Genomic DNA, 16,329 nt, shown 5'->3' with positions numbered 1-16,329 from the left:
CCCTAAGACCGGGGGGGGCCCCACTATCCCCTCGTGGTGCCGGGCTACTTGTAACCCTCGCCCCCCGCCGGGGCCCTCCCGGCGGCCCCCTCGTATTTTGCGCTGACCCACGGGGGGGGGGCCGCGCCGGGCCGGGCGCCGGCGCCCCCCCCCGCCCCCCCCCCCCCCCCCCCCCCGGGGCCGATATCAACGGAGTCGTGGCCGGTAGTTATGCGGTTCGGTCCGGAATTCGCTAGCCGGCGACCGGTGTGGCCAGCGCGAAGCCGATGGCGACGGTGGCAGCGACGACCACCGCAACAGTCGTCCACAGGATGGTCGTCGAGCCGGAGCCGCCTGCACCTCGGTGCAACCGGAGATTACGGCGGTAGCCCACACCGGCAACGACGAGCAGGACCAGACCGGCGATACCGGGTGCCAGTGCGGCCGTATCCCAGCCGGCCTGCAGCACCGCGCGGAGCAGCAACAGCGCGACCGCCACCGTGCCCAGGCATGTTCGCCGCCAGGACAGCGCGGTACGTTCCGCGGCCAATCGGATTTCGGTGGAATCGGGCATCGGCACACCTCAGTGCAGCAGTACTGCCACGCAGGCGAGTACCGCCACGAACGCGGTACCCGCGGAAAGTACCGGGACGAGCACCGTGCCCGGCAGAGGCCGGCCCTCGTCCATGGCCGACCGGATACGCCGCCAGTGCAGAAAAGCGCCGACGGCCACCACCAGCGACAGCAGCAGGCAGCTCACCGCCAGCACGGAACGGAAATCCGACGGCCACTGCTCCACCACCACGGTATGCACAGCGATACCACCGGCGAGCAACCCGAGTGCCGTACGAATCCACGACAAGAAGGTGCGCTCGTTGGCGAGAGTGAACCGGTAATCGATCGGCGCCACTGCCGGCTCCGGTGTTTCGTCAGCGCCCGATTCCCCGGCCACTTCCGGTACCGGGCTCATCGGTTGTTCGCACTGGTCGCGGTCTGCACGCTCACCTCCCGGCCCGCCTTCGGGCACTGCTGCACGGATCCGCTGGACAGCGTAAACGCCGCGCTGTCCACGAGTCCACGTCCACACTCCGCTTCCGGCATGTCGAGCCGGGCACGGAAGACGCCGGCGGTCCAGCCAGGTCGGCCGGTCGACACCCTACGTGGTGGGGCAAGAAGCGACCGACGCTCACGCCCGGGGATGCGCCTGGTCGTGTGCTGTACGGAGTCGTTCGATGGATACATGGGTATAGAGCTGGGTGGTGGCCAGGCTGGCATGGCCGAGCAGTTCCTGTACCATCCGCAGATCGGCACCGCCTTCGAGCAGATGCGTGGCCGCCGTATGCCGGAGCCCGTGCGGGCCCATATCCGCGGCGCCGGGCACTGCGGATATCGCCGCGTGCACGACGGTCCGGGCCTGGCGTTGGTCGAGGCGCCGGCCGCGCCGGCCCAGCAACAGGGCGCGACCGGAATCCGAGGTGGCCAGCATCGGCCGGGCATGATTCAGCCAGTTGTGGACCGCCTGGTCGGCCGGCAGCCCGAACGGCGCGGACCGTTCCTTGCGTCCTTTGCCGAGTACGCGCACGACCCGGCGTTCCCGGTCCACATCGTCGATATCGAGACCGCACAGCTCACTGACCCGGATACCGGTGGCATACAGCAGTTCGATGATCAATCTGTCTCGTAATGCCATCGGATCATGCTGGGCCGCACCCGATTCCACCGCCGACATGATCCGGGCGGCCTGTTCCTGACCCAGCACCGCGGGCAGGCTGCGATGCGCCTTGGGCGCGGCCAGCCGCAGGCCGGGATCGCGGTCGAGCCGGCCGGTATGGGTGAGCCACGCGGTGAAGGCCCGAGCCGCGGAGGCACGCCGCGCCATACTCGTGCGCGCCGCGCCCTGTTCCGCATGGACCGCCAGCCACGACCGCAGCGTGGTCAGGTCGAGTTCACGCAGCGAAGCATCGGCAGACTGTCCGAGCAGATGCCGCAGCAGCGACCGGATATCGCCGAGGTACGCGCGCACGGTATGCGCCGACCGGTTACGGCCGAGTTCCAGATATCTCCCGTATTCGGTCAGCAGAGCTTCCAGGTCCTCGGGTAATTCCGCCACCACCACACCGTTGCCCGTGCCTCGAAGCTCCGCAACCCCACGCGCCGTAACCGACCACCGTCACCTGCCCCGTCACCGCGGCGACCGCGGCGTTTCGGCCCGCACCGGGTTCACACAACCTGCGCGCGACAGAAATCGCGGCTGGACCGGCTGGATGCCGACCAGGCGTTCCGCATGGACTGCCTTCGAGAGTCATACCGAAGCGGCCGATGCGACGTCCGCCTTCGCCGTGGCCGGTAATCATGGTGACGGCTCGAAGGGGGCCGCCGCCCCGGGTACCGACATCGGACCGACCTGCCGATATCGGAACGGGGCTCCACGCGATCGGAGCGCCGGCGCCGGTACCGCTGGTTCGTCAACGACATCCGCACCGAATCCCTGGAGCGCCTTGCGCGCATCGGCCGGTCCCGGCGGCGACACCCGTGACCGTGAACCCGCCGTTCCGATATCCGAGCCGGCCGAATTTCGGCCGGACGACGCTGGGGACCGGTGCGGGCGGCCCGGTCTGCAGTTCCTGGTATGAATCAGCAGTCTTCGCCCGCTGCCGCTCGAATCACGCCTCCGACGTATGCGCCGGCGCCACACCGCTGTTCGCCCGCCGGTCGGCCGAGGTGCGCGGTCCATGGCGTATCCGGAACCAGCCCGACCCGGCGCTCCCGGCCAACTCGGCCATATCGAGGGCCGCCAGCGCGGCACGGACCTCGGCGATGGTCAGCCCGGTGGTAGCGCACAATTCGTGTGGCCAGCGTCCGCCGGTATCGGGCAGAGCCGAGTACACCGACAACTGTGCTGCGGTGAGCTGGTGTGCGGCAGTCGGCTCCGAGCCGCCGACCGGCGGTATGTGTAGTGGTGCGGCATCAGCGAGCACGTCGTCGACTGTGCTGACCAGAACCGCTTCGCCGTCTCGAATCATTCGGTGGCAGCCGGCGGAGGCCGCGGAATCCACCGACCCCGGCACCGCCATCGCGGGACGGCCGATCCGGCGAGCCCATTTCACCGTATTGCGCGCACCGCTGCGCAGTCCCGCTTCGACCACCAGGACACCATCGGACAGGGCCGCGACGAGCCGGTTCCGGGCTAGGAAATGATGTTTGCGGGCCGTGGTGCCCGGCGGATATTCACTGACCACGAGACCTGTTTCGGCGATCCGGTCGAGCAGGCGATCGTGCTGGGCGGGATAGGGCCGGTCCACACCGCAGGCCAGGACGGCGATCGTGGTGCCGCCGACGGCGAGTGCCGCGCGATGGGCCATACCGTCGATACCGAAGGCCGCGCCGGAGACGATGGTCCAGCCGCGGGCCGCGAGATCTCCGGCCAGCGCTCCGGCGGCCCGATCGCCGTATCCGGTACTGCATCGGACGCCGACCACTGCCAGCGACCGTTCGGTCAGCTCGATCAGATCGCCGGTCCCGCGCACCCAGAACACCAGCGGCACCCCGCCGTCGGGGTCACGTCCCGGCGGTAGCTGCGAGAGCCCCAGCATGCGCCAGGCCGGCCATTCCGGGTCGTCGGGGGTGACGAGCCGGCCACCCAGCCCTCCGATTGTTTCCAGATCCCGGGCGGCACGATCTTCCGCACGGCGCGCCGCTGTCGCGGCGTGCAGAACCTGCGGCAGTTCTCGTTCCCGGACGGCTCGTGCCGCCTCCACCACGCCGACAGATTCGATCAACGCGGTCAGCGCCGGGCACGGCCCGAGGACCACCCGGGACAGATAGGCCCATGCGAGCTGTCTGCGGCCGGGGGGGGGCGCGGGCCCCCCCCCCCCCCCCCCCCCCCCGCGGGGGCGGGGGGGCGGCCCGGGGGCGCCGCCCCCCCGCCCCCCCCCCCCCCCCCCCGGGCTGCCCGGCCGTCACTGTGTTCCCCGCTGCCGGAAGTTGAGCGCCTGCATGACATCGTGTGCGGTGGGCACATCACCGCCGCGCAGATCACAAACCGTCCAGGCGACCCGGAGCGCGCGGTCGGCTCCCCGGGCCGAGATCCGCCCCAGCCGCAGCGCCGCTTCCACCGGTGCCGTGGATTCGGCGGGTAGCGGAAATTGCCGCCGCAGGACGTGCCCCGGTACTTCGCCGTTGGTCCGCCAGCCGTATTCGTGCCAGCGAGCCGCCGCGGCGGAGCGAGCGGCCGTGACCCTGGTGCGGACCGTCGCGCTGTCCTCGGATTCCGCGGCCGCCAGCCCGGCGGACGACATGGGATGCATCTGCATCCAGATATCGATCCGGTCCATCAGCGGGCCGGATAACTTGCCGAGATACCGGCGCCGGGCCAGCGGCGCGCAGATGCAGTCCACATCGCGGGCGGGGGCGCAGGGACAGGGGTTCGCGGCCAGGATGAGCTGGAACCGGGCCGGAAACCGCGCGACTCCGTCCCGGCGGGCGATCCGGACCTCGCCCTCCTCCAGCGGAGTCCGCATCGCCTCCAGCACCTTGGCACCGATTTCGGCGCATTCGTCCAGGAACAGCACGCCCCGGTGGGCGCGGCTGACCGCGCCGGGCCGCGCCGAACCCGATCCGCCGCCGACCATGGCGCTCACCGATGTCGAATGATGGGGCGCGACGAACGGCGGTGTGGTGATCAGCGGCTGTTCCTCGGAGAGGGTACCGGCCACCGAATGGATGGCGGTGACCTCCAGCGCCTCGTTCTCCGACAGCGGCGGCAGCACACCCGGGAGCCGCTGCGCGAGCATGGTTTTCCCGATACCGGGCGAGCCGGTCAGCAGCAGATGGTGCCCACCGGCCGCGGCGACCTCCAGCGCCCACCGCGCCTCGTGCTGCCCCGCGACATCGCGTAGATCACCCACCGGCGAGGCCTGATGCGGCGGTGGGGCAGGCGATTCCGCAAGCTCGCGCTCCCCGCGTAACCAATCGAGTGTGGCGCGCAATGTGGGCGCACCGAGGACCCGGATCCCCGCGACCAACCCTGCCTCGCACAACGCTTCCTCGGGGACGATCACGGTTTTCCGGCCCGCGCGCCGCGCCGCGAGCACAGCGGGCAGGACCCCACGGACCCGGCGCAGCCGACCGTCGAGCGCAAGTTCACCGAGCAGGACCGTACCGGCGAGTTTGGCGGAGGGCACGATATCGGCCGCGTCCAGCACGGCGACGGCCAGCGCCAGATCGTAGGTCGAGCCGACCTTCGGCGGCTGTCGATATACGGGGAGCAAGCTACCAACCGCCCGAAAGTGAGCCACATCATGCCCGCACAGCCCGATCCTGAAACCGTCGCCGCCTTCGATACCGCGCTTGAGGCCCTGGCCCGCTACCTGGTCTTGTCCGAGCTACAGGGCCGCATCGACTGGACTGCCCTCGCCGACGCACAGCAGCTCATGATCAATCTGAGCCCGCTGACCGGCTGGCCTCACGAGGTCGTCGTCTCATACCTGCTGGCCCGGATCGATGCCTACTGCGCCACCGCGGCCCCCCAGCACACCGCCAACTAGGAGCGCCCGTCATGCCTGCCGACTGGATCGCCTTCCTGGATAGCCTGCTGGCCGCAATCGAGATGAGTTCTCAGCGGCTGGCCGCCCTCCTGCTCCGAAAGGAGGTGAAAAACGATCATGTGGAACCTCGATGCCGTCCTGGACGTGAACATTCTCGTGCAGGATCTTCTAGCCTGGTTCACCCGCACCCTGATCACGCTGTCCGGCGGTTTCTGACCTAGAACTGCCCCGTATCGCCCGTTTGGCCGTGTCTCCCGGCTTGAGCGGGCCGTTTTTTTTGCCCAAAAGTGCTGATCAGAGCGTTATTCCGGCGTTTCAACCGATTTCCGGCCGTTTCAACGGGTTTCGAGACCCGAAAAGCCCTGGTAAAGCCCATTTTTGGGGCATTTGGTACAACTTTTGGTACTAGAGAGGGAAAGTAAATTGGACGAGCGTCCAGAAGCGTGATCGATCTTGATTCGCGCGCATACCCCCCCGGGGGCCCTGTCGTCCTCCCTGTCGGCGGCCGTGTCTCTCCGCATCGGCAGGCGGTAGAACATCGCTGTACGCGCACGCTGGCCGGTCGCAAGGAGGCTCTAGGGCTCACTGGCGGCTGTATGGGACCCACAGACCAGCGCCGACGCGACCACCGACACCAACCAAGCGCGCGGGGCGGCAGGCTACTGGTCAACTGTCCAGATATATGGGACCCACCACGGACCGGCAAAGAGTGGCAACGTCCTTGAAGAATCGAAAGATGTTGTACTGAACCGATTTCCGTAATCCGTAATCCGTTTCCGATTCCTTGTCGATGCCGATAGACCAAAGGGCATGCGCTGCATAGGGATATGAGGTATGTGCACATGTGGTGTGAGTGTGGTGTGCATGTGCATCATGTGTGTATGTCATATGTGCATATGAGATGTGTTGATATGAATGGATATTGAGTATGTGTGTTTGTTATTAGGTATGTGCTACTTGCAGATTGGATATGAGTGAATCAAGGAAGATCAGAGAACATTCTGATCAAAGGTAGAGAATGATCTTGTGTGTGGTGTGCATATCGATGGGCAAGGGCAGTGGTTACCACACAAGGGATTACCAGTGACGGGAGAACGTCGGCTCGCAGGTAGCGCTCTCGTGATCAATTCCGCAGAGTCCTGGTCCTGCATGTCCGGCAACCCTTTTGACCGAGGAGGTTTGTGCGATGGGTTGCGCCCCCGTTATCGCTGCAATCCTGCTGTCCCTATCGGGATCGAATTCAATTCCCTGTCTTCGCAATACATTGCACCGGTTATGACATAGAGCCAGATTCGCGAATGAATACACCAGATCGGGCCGGTCCCGGATTGATTCGACATGATCCACCGTGCAACCCCAGCGAGTGCGACCGGATATGTTCGGATCGATCAATTCTCCGCAATAGTGGCATATCCACGGTAGATGAGTTTTCGCCCATTCCACACACTCTCGCCACTCACGAGTTTTGTAGATGGGATTCACCGCGCGCTTGGTCAATTGGATCGCCCCCAATGTCTGGTTACCGTGATCGGTTCGCCGGCTGGGTCGTACTCGAGGGTCGTCACGGCGTCGAAGATCTTCGCACAACCACAACGCGCGATGATTGCCCGCGGATGCACAACAGCGCCGGGGTCGAGGGACCAGGGAATCAGCAGATCTACCACGGCAGCACCTCGAGTCGCTCGGGCGGTGGTGGCTTGGGCTTGCGGGCCTCGAGTACGCGATCGATAACGGTGACCGCCGCGGTGTTGCCTTGACGTTCGGCCATCTCGCGCAGGCGTAGTAATCGTGTGGTCGGGATGGTCCGCAATCCGTATTCGTCAGTCGCCATTGGCGTGCCCCCGTTCTTATTAGGGGTGATCCGGCCCGGCCGACAAGGGGACCGAAACTCCAGGAGGCCTACCCTCAGAGTCCCGGCGGAAAATGAACCGGGCCGGATCACATTTGCCGGATCACCGAGAGCCAGCCACGCAGGGGGTCAACCATGCAACTCTCGGTGTCCGACGCCGGGTGAATCTTCGCGGAAGAAGGAGATGTCTTCAATCCACCCGGACACTCTATTCAGTTGTGCCAGTTATTTTACGCCGCCGAGGTCGCGATGTTCAGCAGCCTGAACGCATTATCCACCACGACATCGGAGCCGGTCCGCCCCCACAGAATTACGCCACGCTGCAAGGTAGGACGACGCGAAGCGCCCATTAGGTGGGGAATAAGCTCCACGGAAGCGCCTACGCGATCGACAATTACGAAGCCCTGTTTCCAGTCCCCGTACGCCAAGACATGATTCGCTTCGGTCGCCGCCGGATTGATCGTCGAATCCATATAGCTCAGCTCGGTTACCTTGCGGCCGAGGAGATTCGGCGGATTGTTGTGCAGCCCGGGAAATTTCAGGGCGCCATTCGTAGTTTCCATCTGCCGCAGCGTATTCAGCGTCGCGAGATGTCCGGCCCATGATGCGTTGGCCTGGAATCGTGCCGGTAGCGCGTTCTGCACATCGTAGGGATCGGATGCGTCCAGCGCTTCACCGGCCCCCGCGACAACGGAAGATCCACCCGCCAAAGCAGTTACGAATCCCGAGGGCTGTCCCGATCCTGAGCCGGTGGTGTAGGCCAGATTCAGATGGTTGAGCACCGCGTCCTGCATGACGTTCTTCAGCTCCGAAAGAAACTGTGCCCCATCGTCCTCTAGTTCGACCGAAAATGGCACGAACACATCATATTTGTGGACCGAGATCGGTGCCGGTGCGAGAGTCGGTGAGCCGTCGGCAACTTCGGTAGCCTCAGCAACCCACTCTGCCGATGCCCCCGCCGAGGTCACACCATTCCACTCCGAGGTTGCGATGGTGACCACGCGCGCCAGCGACCGAATGTCGTTCTGACTGCCCGCGTTGGTCAGCATGATCGCCGGGTCGAGATGCTGGGGAACGAGGTGTCCGCCTTTGGAATCCGTACCGATGGTCATGTCCCGGTCGTGTTGCACCGCGGCGGCCTGCCGATAGGCTTCCGATTCCTGCGCAGTCCAGGTCAGATGGCCTCGCTCGGGATCGTTGACCAGCTTCGCGAAGGCGCGTGCATAGGCATCCGAGCCGGCGACCGCGGACCAGCGCTGAGTCCAGTTCTGCGACTGCTGGGGCCCCTGCGTCATGAGACCTTCGACGATCTCTGCGCCGCGGCTGGGGATGACCTCGTGCTTCACGGAGCGGTCGAGCTGGCGCATGGCCCGGGTATACACATCGCCGCGGGTGTTGGTGGGCCCGGACGAGAATCGCGGTGCCTGCTCCGGGTCGTCTTCCGGCTTGGGCTTGGCGGGTCCGGTGGCCGGTAGCAATCTGCCCTCGAGTTCACCGCTGGAGATGGACAGCTTCACATTTTCGATGCGTTCCGTAGCGGCCTCGATCTCTTCGCGCAGCAACACGGATCGATCGGTGAGCCTGTCGAATTCGGTCGCATCATCCCCCAGCATCTCGGGTCCGCCAGCGCGGGTGAGCATGTCCTCGAGCTGGCCGCGGATCTCCTCGCGTTCGTTCTTCATGGCGTCGATGCTGAGCACCCGCCCGTTCTTGTCTTTGATAGTCATTGTTCAATCCTCGATCTCTATTCCGAATTTCTTCGCGGCCGACTTGATCTTCGCCTTGATCCGCGCCAGTTGCTGTGCCGTATATGCCTTTTGGTTTTTTGGCATGTTTACGTAGCTCCAGGCGGCCCGGACGTGGCGTTCAGAATCCAGCGGGTACCGCTTCTTTCCGTCCTTCTGGTAACCGGGGTCCGCGTATTCCACCGAGCCATATGGTTCTTTGTCGCTCCGGTCGAATACCTCGAATTCCAGTTTGTAGCGTCGCCATGCGGTATCGAGGTCGAGCCGTCGAATGTCCTGTGCCCGCACACCGCCGATGAGCGCCCCCGCATATGCCGGACTGGTCACCAGGGATACCTCCGAGAGACTGGCCTCCACACGAACCACGGTGCCCATCCGCGTCTCTTGCCGAATCGGCCGGAAGCCAATCGAGAACGAATCCACCAAGCCATCCCGAACCAGGGTGAGCGCATCATCCCCGGCAGTTGTCCGGCTCACGAGAAACTCAGCGTGCAAACCATCATCGGTCTCGGTCAGTTTCGATGCCCGGCCGATGGGGAGTGATCTCCGCTCGTGCTGCACCATCAACGGGATCTTGTGTCCGCGGTCCTGAATCGATCTCGCGAATGCACCGGGTGCGAAGGCTTCGAGGTATTCCCCGTCGTAGTCGCTGATCCGGGCCGTCTGGCCGTAGGGGACCGCGATACCGTGAATGGTCCGGCCGGTCGAGTCGGGCTCGGAATTACCGGTGCGGTACAGGATTGTCATTGGTGGCTCGATTCTGAAGGCGCGCTAGTACGATTCGCCGAGTTCGGGGACTATGCCGGGGGTGAATTCCGGCGGTAGCGCGATCGAGCTATCAGTGATACTACCGGGTCGCCGGCGAAAATGGCGGTCAAAAGCGGTGTGGCAATACCGGTGTGGTAATGGGTGGTCGGGTTGCTATCCCATTGACCAGGCTTCGGGGAGCGTATCGGGGACGGTCTGGGCGGCCATGGCATCCGCGGCGATCACATCGCACAACACGCCGAGGAGTTCCAGCGCCCACGGCATATCTTCGAATCGCTTCGCCAGCCTCGACATGATGGTCAGCGCATATTGCTTGCCGACATTGACCGCACCATAGCCGAGTTCGGTCGCGCCGCATTCCTGCGTGAGGTTGGTGCACAGCGCGGCGATGAACTGGGCGGCGACCGCATCACCCCGGGCAGCATGCGATACAGCCTCGTCGTGAAGGTGGGTGTAGATCGAGCCGAGGGTGTAGAGCACATCGGGGTTGTCGTCGGCCTGCGCGAGGAGACGGTAGAGGGTCTGCCGCGGGTGTTCCTGCTGGAATGCTGTCGAGGTCATTCTCATCGCCCCCTGTAGCTGTAGCGCTCCGGTTTACGGGCATCGGCGGCCTTGCGACGTTGTTTGTCCCATCTGCGCCGGTAGTTCACATCATCGACAGCACTTTGTCCCCACACATGGTTTTGCTGGGGCTGTTTCAATGCATCGATGAATCGTTGTACGCCTTGCGGATCGAAAAACTCTGCATTCTCTTCGGATACGGTCTTATCGTTGGGCTTCATTCGATTGACCTCTATTCACTTGGCTTTCAACGCACTACCGGCGATGGTTGAATGCCCATTCTTTGACCATCGCCGGTAGCCGGGTAGGGCGCGTGGCCTGGGGAGGTGTCGACGCCCTCCAAGTCAGCCTAATCGCGGTCGGCGAATTCTGCTGCCCCCTACGGCATTGGCTTGTTGGCAGACTGTCAATAGTATTTCGCGCAGTCATAGGCCGGAATTGCCCGTAGCGTTTGAGGTGTAAACAGCAAGGTGCCCCCGGCTGGCGGATGATTCCAACCGGGGGCGGAAAACGAGGAGGACTCTCGTATGAGTTCAGACTACAGCCACCCCGAAACCTTCGCCGCGGATATCGCGCTCTATCTCGACACATTCTTCGCCGACCGGCCCGGCTGGGCCCACGGTGGCCTACTCCGCGGTGAGGACGACTGGCACGAGGGCGACGGAACCCGGTTCAAATGGCCGCGCGATCGTGAGAAGTTGACCAGGTGGGCACGAATCCAGCAGAGACACAGCAACGTCTATCTCTGCAACCAATTGATGCCCGGCGGAAAGCGCGGTGAACATCTCGCAGCCAAACGGCTGTACCCGCATGCCGACTACGACGCCGAGAAACTGGGCGAGGATGTGACGCCGGAGCAAACCGAAACCCGACTAACCGAATTAGGTGCATTCGGATGGTATTCCGGCAGTGAACACAACGGCGTGCGGAACCGGCATGTGTTCGTCGAGCTAACCGAATCCGTAGGGCCGTGGGAGTTCGAGGCGCTGTGCAAGGGGCTGGCGGCCTATATCGGCGCACACGACGGGAAGCACAAGGACAATGACGTGCTACGGGTGCCGGGGACGCTGAATCACAAGGGCGATGAACCGGTGCCGGTCGTGTGGTTCGCCGAGCGGTCGTCGCGGAAGTGGACGCCGGATGAGCTGGCCGCATTCCTGGGCGTGGATCTCGCGGCGGCGCTGGCGGCGGGGTTGTCTCCCGAGCCGGAACCCGAGCCGGCGAACGTCGATCTTGCTTCGGAGATAAACGACACCCTGCGCGCCGCACTGGACAAGGTTACCGATGCCGACAGCCGGACGGATGATCGATCGAACCTGCTGTACAACATCATGGCGGTCGGCTGGCAGGCGAGTCTCGCCAAGGAGGTATTGCGCGGATACGTCCACACCCGCGGCGACCTGGGCGAGCGGGCGGATGACGCGAAGGACTTCGAGCGGATATGGGAGAAGCTGAGCCGGACCCCGAACCGCGCCGATGATGAGGCAACCAACGAAATGATCTGCGGCGGCGGGGAATCGGACCCCGTATCGCCGGCGGTCGAGCCGATCTCGTTGGACGCCGCGCATGCCGTATTCGCGAAGTGGCTCGGAACTGACTACGACATGGCCGCATTGGATGTCGTGCTCGCGGCGGCGGTAGAGCGACTGGACGGTGATCCGCTCTGGGTGCTGCTGGTGTCCGGCCCCGGCAACGCGAAGACCGAAACCGTGCAGGCGCTGGGCGGATCGGGCGCAATCGTCACCTCGACTATCAGCTCGATCGGTGCCCTACTGTCCGGGACCGCCCGGAAGGAAGTTGTGAGGGGGGCGACCGGCGGCCTGCTGCGCAAGCTGGAGCCGCGCGGAGTGCTCGTGGTCAAGGACGTGACCTCGATTCTGTCGATGCCCCGGGAGACGCGCGGCGAGGTACTGGCTGCCCTCCGGGAGGTCTACGACGGCCGGTGGAGTCGCGCCCTGGGCACAGACGGCGGGCGAACACTCGAGTGGATAGGCCGTATCGCGGTCGTCGGCGCGGTCACCACGGCATGGGACACACACCACGCGGTCGTCGCGACCATGGGCGATCGGTTCGTGCTCGTGCGGGTAGATTCCGGCAACCCAATCGCTCGGCGGGCGGCGGCGGTGATGGCGGCCGCAAACACCGGGCGAGAGACGGACATGCGGGCCGAACTGTCGTCGGCGGCGGCGGCGGTGCTGGCCGGTGTGGACGGTAGCCGGATACGGGACCTGTCGGACGAGGAACGCGACCGGCTACTTGCGGCGGCGGATCTCGTGACGTTGGCGCGTACCGCGGTCGAGCGCGACTATCAGGGCGATGTGGTGGACGCACATGCGCCGGAGGCACCGACCCGGTACGCGAAGCAGCTACAGCAGGTATTCCGGGGATCGATGGCGCTGGGGATGAACCGGGCCGACGCTATGGCGCTGGCGATGCGCTGTGCCCGCGATTCGGTGCCACCGCTACGGCTGGCCGTGCTCCGGGATATCGCCGAACACCCGGACAGCCCGACGCAGGATGTACGCAAGCGGATCGGCAAGCCGCGCAAGACGGTGGATCGTGAGTTGCAGGCGCTGCACATGCTGGGGCTGCTGGTGTGCGATGAGCGCGAGTACAGCGCGGATGGCCGGTCCCGGTGGTTCTACTCGCTGGCCGACAGCCGGTTCGCGCCGGATCTCCTCGACTGAAGGTTGGCCAAATAAGTAAGTAAGTGTGTATTGGGTATGTAGAGAAGGGTGGGAGGCGGGGTAGGCCAGAGCAGAGACACCCCGCGCCCCCTCTTACATATCTGGCCCACCTTCGGGGTCTACCGACATTTCTGGGCACACCCTCCACCGCGGTGTTCAGCCGGTGACGAAACGCGCCAGCGCCGCCCGGTCCGGCAACCTCGACTCGACGACCACCGATGCCGGATCGAACACGCGGCCCCTGCGCCCGGTCGGCAGGATCACCACACGGACCGCCAGACGCAACAGGGACCGCTTCTCCTCGACTCCCAAGCCTTCCCATACCTGCCGGGGATTGCGTGCGACCGCGGCGACGAGGGGAGGCACCGTGACCCGCTTCGCGCCCTGTTCGGCGTCGGCGATCTGTGGCAGTAGTTCGGCCTCGATGCGGACCAGGGCACCGGCCGACAACCTGCCTGCGGCGGCCTCGAGCACGAAGGAATCCAGCCGTCCACGAAGCTCCGCGGCCTTGTCGGCACAGCGCTGGCTCTCCGCATCGGCCGGTAGCAGTAGGTTGCCGTCGTCGTCCTCCTCGATATCGAGAACCAGGGTGTGGAACTGCCAGTCTTCGATCTCTTGCAGGACCGCGGCGACCACAACCTTGTCCGTCCAGTCTTCGCGGCGGCTCACATGCGCATGTGCCTTGCAGGTGTAGGCGTTGTGCCTGCTGGCCATGGTCGACCCACACCGGCCACATTCGTAGATTCCCGAACCGAGATGACGGGGTGCCGCTCCGCGGTGTGTCAGCCGGGATGGATCACCGAGCAGAGCCAGCAGCCGGAAGTGCTCGGACTCGGACAGAATCGCAGGCCATGTCCCGCCAGGTCCGATATCTCGCCGGCGATGCACCTTGCGACCGGCATAGACCGGGTTCATAGCAGAGAACCGGATGAGCTTGGGATACCAGGGATTACCGTTCGGATGCAAGCGCCCGGCCGAATTCCACTGTCGGCACAGCGAATAGATGGACTTACCCGCTAGTAGGTGATCGGCGAGTTCCCGCACCATCGGCCCATAGGTTTCGTCGATGACCCAGTGGAATTGTTTTGCGCCACCGGTGAATTCGCGACGGTAGCCCCATGGGAGTTTCGAGTTCACGCCGCCCGACTCGGCTGTTCGTCTCTTCTCGTCTCTGATCCGCTTGCTCAGCCGGTCCGACTCTGCCTCATCCTGGACGGCCGTAAATCCGAGTGTCTGCCGGTCGGTGGGGTCGCTCATGTCGTAGACGCGGCCGGAGATGCACAGCAGGACCCCCAGCACCGTGCAGAGCTGCCGCAGTTCCACCCAATCTTCGAGTTTCCGGCCGGAACGTGATCTTTCCCACAAGACCAGTACGTCACCGGCCCGCAGTTCGGCGAGTAGCTGCCGGTAGCCGGGCCGATCCTTCACCGCATAGCGCGACGCGCTGAGATCGTTGTCGGTGATGACCGGCCCCGGCGTCCACCCGTTGGCGCTGATGACCCGCTCGGCGTCCTGGATCTGTCCCGAGACCGATTTCACCCGGCCGGATGGGTCCTTGCTCACGCGGGCGTAGACAACGGCTCTGCGGGCCGTCTGGACCTGGCGTAGGTCACCCTGGCGAACAGCTGTGCTGGCCATAATCCTATTTTCCTCCTGGTCAGCCGCCATTTCTGCCTAATCACACGGAATTGTGTAACGCCGTTCGGAAGCGTTGCTGGGGACAGCGCCAGGATCACCCGCCCATCGGGCCATTTCTCGCCGGTATTGGCCACGGCCGCCCGTACCCGGTCGCGCGATTCCTGTAGCGAGGTATCCGGCAGGCCGACTAGGTGCACCGACGGCAGCCCCTGCCCGATATCGGCCTCGATCTCCACGACCTGTCCGTCGATCCCGCGGACGGCGATCGAGCAGGCCCGGCCGAGCGGCATCAGAACACCGCCTCGAGGTGCTCGATCACGGGTTGCGCCGTCCGCGACAGCAGGACCGAGACCACATCGAACCGGATGCGCTGCCACGGCCCGTCCTGTTCCGTGAGCCAGAGCAACGCCAGCCGGCGGATCCGCCGCTGTTTCTCGTAGGTGACGGCTTCGGCCGGTATCCCGTATCCGAGACCCGACCTCGTTTTCACCTCCACGAATGCGGTGACGCCCGCATCGCGGACGATCAGGTCCAGTTCGCCGTACCGGCAGCGCCAGTTGCGGCAGATGATGTCCATTCCGGCGGCCTGCAGATACTGCGCCGCCAGTTCCTCCCCTTGCGCGCCGAGCGCCGTGTTGTGTGCCACCCGGTCAGCTTCGGCGGCTGTCCGCCGCGGTGCGAACCGGCGACCTGGGAAGACAACGAACCTGTGGACAACGCGATCCTGTGGACAAGTATCGGCACGCGCAGGTTGGAAGTCCCTGACCGCGCGCTCCGGCCGACCACCTCCACTATCCAGAATCCCGGCAGCAGCCGGCGGATTTCCCGGGCACGGCCGTGATGACTCACGCCGGAGGTCTCCGCGTACCGCCGCATCAGCGCAGGTACCGAGCCGGGCATGGCGTCACGCCCGCCGCCGGGCGGGGCCGGCAGATGGGCAACGTCAGGCAGTCGTCCCGGGTACCGGGTGCGCGCCGGGAGTGATCGCCCGACCCCGGTCGCCGGAGTGCGCACCCCTCCGGCACCGGACGGGATCAACCGTCCCGGCGCCGGATCACTCCGGAAGCCGCAGGTCCGGCTTCTCCAGCTCTTCGATGTTGACGTCCTTGAAGGTGATCACCCGGACGTGTTTGACGAACCGTGCCGGCCGGTACATATCCCAGACCCAGGCATCGCTCATCCGGACTTCGAAGTACACCTCACCGTCGGCGTTCTGCGGCCGCAGTTCCACGGAGTTGGCCAGATAGAAACGGCGCTCGGTTTCCACCACGTACGAGAACTGACCGACGATGTCCTTGTACTCCCGGTACAGCGAGAGCTCCATCTCGGTTTCGTATTTCTCGAGGTCCTCGGCACTCATCGGGTGGAACGTCCTCCTTCTCGCCGCCATGCGTGTGTTGTCATCATCGCTCATGCTGCCTGCGCATGTCACCGTGGGCCGGTCGACCGCCCCTCGGCGAGGGGGCGTAACCGGCCGCGGCCCCCCCCCCGCCGGGGGGGGGGGCACCGGGGGGGGGGGGGGCCCCCCCCCCCCCCGCGGGGCGGCCGCCGCAAAT

The 16,329-nt window shown here is 65.2% G+C and carries 15 protein-coding genes and 1 pseudogene; 2 read left to right on the top strand and 14 right to left on the bottom strand.

What is annotated here, in order from left to right:
• Window positions 1-232: 232 nt before the first annotated feature.
• The 5 genes from QH196_RS06685 to QH196_RS06665 all read right to left on the bottom strand — a co-directional run bounded on the left by QH196_RS06685 (window position 233) and on the right by QH196_RS06665 (window position 5,249).
• Complete coding sequence (locus tag QH196_RS06685) at window positions 233-553, bottom strand: DUF202 domain-containing protein (protein ID WP_280414873.1); 321 nt, start codon at window positions 551-553, stop codon at window positions 233-235.
• Window positions 554-562: 9 nt separating this feature from the next.
• Entirely contained in the window at window positions 563-949 is a 387-nt protein-coding gene (locus QH196_RS06680; RefSeq protein ID WP_280414872.1) for a YidH family protein, read from the bottom strand.
• Between the two features lie 216 nt (window positions 950-1,165).
• Entirely contained in the window at window positions 1,166-2,089 is a 924-nt protein-coding gene (locus QH196_RS06675) for a tyrosine-type recombinase/integrase (protein WP_280414871.1), read from the bottom strand.
• 553 nt (window positions 2,090-2,642) lie between these two features.
• The gene (gene dprA / locus QH196_RS06670) at window positions 2,643-3,767 is read right to left on the bottom strand and encodes a DNA-processing protein DprA (protein ID WP_280414874.1); all 1,125 of its coding nucleotides are present in this window, start codon (window positions 3,765-3,767) and stop codon (window positions 2,643-2,645) included.
• A 171-nt stretch (window positions 3,768-3,938) separates the two neighbouring features.
• A complete protein-coding gene (locus QH196_RS06665; protein WP_280414870.1) occupies window positions 3,939-5,249 on the bottom strand; it encodes a YifB family Mg chelatase-like AAA ATPase in 1,311 nt (436 codons plus the stop codon).
• Window positions 5,250-5,279: 30 nt separating this feature from the next.
• On the opposite strand from QH196_RS06665, the gene QH196_RS06660 reads away from it, so the two are divergent.
• Window positions 5,280-5,525: a hypothetical protein gene (locus QH196_RS06660; protein ID WP_280414869.1), complete on the top strand. Its 246-nt coding sequence runs from the start codon at window positions 5,280-5,282 to the stop codon at window positions 5,523-5,525.
• Window positions 5,526-7,182: 1,657 nt separating this feature from the next.
• Here the strand turns inward: QH196_RS06660 and QH196_RS06655 are convergent.
• The 5 genes from QH196_RS06655 to QH196_RS06635 all read right to left on the bottom strand — a co-directional run bounded on the left by QH196_RS06655 (window position 7,183) and on the right by QH196_RS06635 (window position 10,669).
• Entirely contained in the window at window positions 7,183-7,356 is a 174-nt protein-coding gene (locus QH196_RS06655; RefSeq protein WP_280414868.1) for a hypothetical protein, read from the bottom strand.
• 248 nt (window positions 7,357-7,604) lie between these two features.
• Window positions 7,605-9,101, bottom strand: coding sequence for a phage major capsid protein (locus QH196_RS06650; RefSeq protein ID WP_280414867.1), 1,497 nt, complete (start codon window positions 9,099-9,101; stop codon window positions 7,605-7,607).
• 3 nt (window positions 9,102-9,104) lie between these two features.
• A complete protein-coding gene (locus QH196_RS06645) occupies window positions 9,105-9,866 on the bottom strand; it encodes an HK97 family phage prohead protease (protein ID WP_280414866.1) in 762 nt (253 codons plus the stop codon).
• Between the two features lie 174 nt (window positions 9,867-10,040).
• The gene (locus QH196_RS06640; protein WP_280414865.1) at window positions 10,041-10,448 is read right to left on the bottom strand and encodes a hypothetical protein; all 408 of its coding nucleotides are present in this window, start codon (window positions 10,446-10,448) and stop codon (window positions 10,041-10,043) included.
• Window positions 10,449-10,450: 2 nt separating this feature from the next.
• Window positions 10,451-10,669 (bottom strand): hypothetical protein, encoded by a 219-nt coding sequence (locus QH196_RS06635; RefSeq protein WP_280414864.1) that lies wholly within the window; start codon window positions 10,667-10,669, stop codon window positions 10,451-10,453.
• Between the two features lie 306 nt (window positions 10,670-10,975).
• On the opposite strand from QH196_RS06635, the gene QH196_RS06630 reads away from it, so the two are divergent.
• Window positions 10,976-13,135 (top strand): hypothetical protein, encoded by a 2,160-nt coding sequence (locus tag QH196_RS06630; RefSeq protein WP_280414863.1) that lies wholly within the window; start codon window positions 10,976-10,978, stop codon window positions 13,133-13,135.
• A gap of 156 nt (window positions 13,136-13,291) precedes the next feature.
• Here QH196_RS06630 and QH196_RS06625 read toward each other — a convergent pair whose 3' ends face one another.
• From QH196_RS06625 to QH196_RS06610, 4 genes and pseudogenes are all read right to left on the bottom strand, one after another.
• Window positions 13,292-14,773, bottom strand: coding sequence for a recombinase family protein (locus QH196_RS06625; RefSeq protein WP_280414862.1), 1,482 nt, complete (start codon window positions 14,771-14,773; stop codon window positions 13,292-13,294).
• 65 nt (window positions 14,774-14,838) lie between these two features.
• Window positions 14,839-15,063, bottom strand: a pseudogene (locus tag QH196_RS06620) (magnesium chelatase domain-containing protein); the annotation flags it as partial.
• A complete protein-coding gene (locus QH196_RS06615) occupies window positions 15,063-15,419 on the bottom strand; it encodes a YraN family protein (protein WP_280414861.1) in 357 nt (118 codons plus the stop codon). The gene QH196_RS06615 and the pseudogene QH196_RS06620, both read right to left, overlap by 1 nt.
• Before the next feature lie 408 nt (window positions 15,420-15,827).
• Complete coding sequence (locus tag QH196_RS06610; RefSeq protein ID WP_011210678.1) at window positions 15,828-16,133, bottom strand: DUF2469 domain-containing protein; 306 nt, start codon at window positions 16,131-16,133, stop codon at window positions 15,828-15,830.
• Window positions 16,134-16,329 lie beyond the last annotated feature (196 nt).

The organism is Nocardia carnea, assembly GCF_029868325.1.
Classification (GTDB): domain Bacteria; phylum Actinomycetota; class Actinomycetes; order Mycobacteriales; family Mycobacteriaceae; genus Nocardia; species Nocardia carnea_C.
This window is presented reverse-complemented; position numbering and strand designations above follow the sequence as displayed.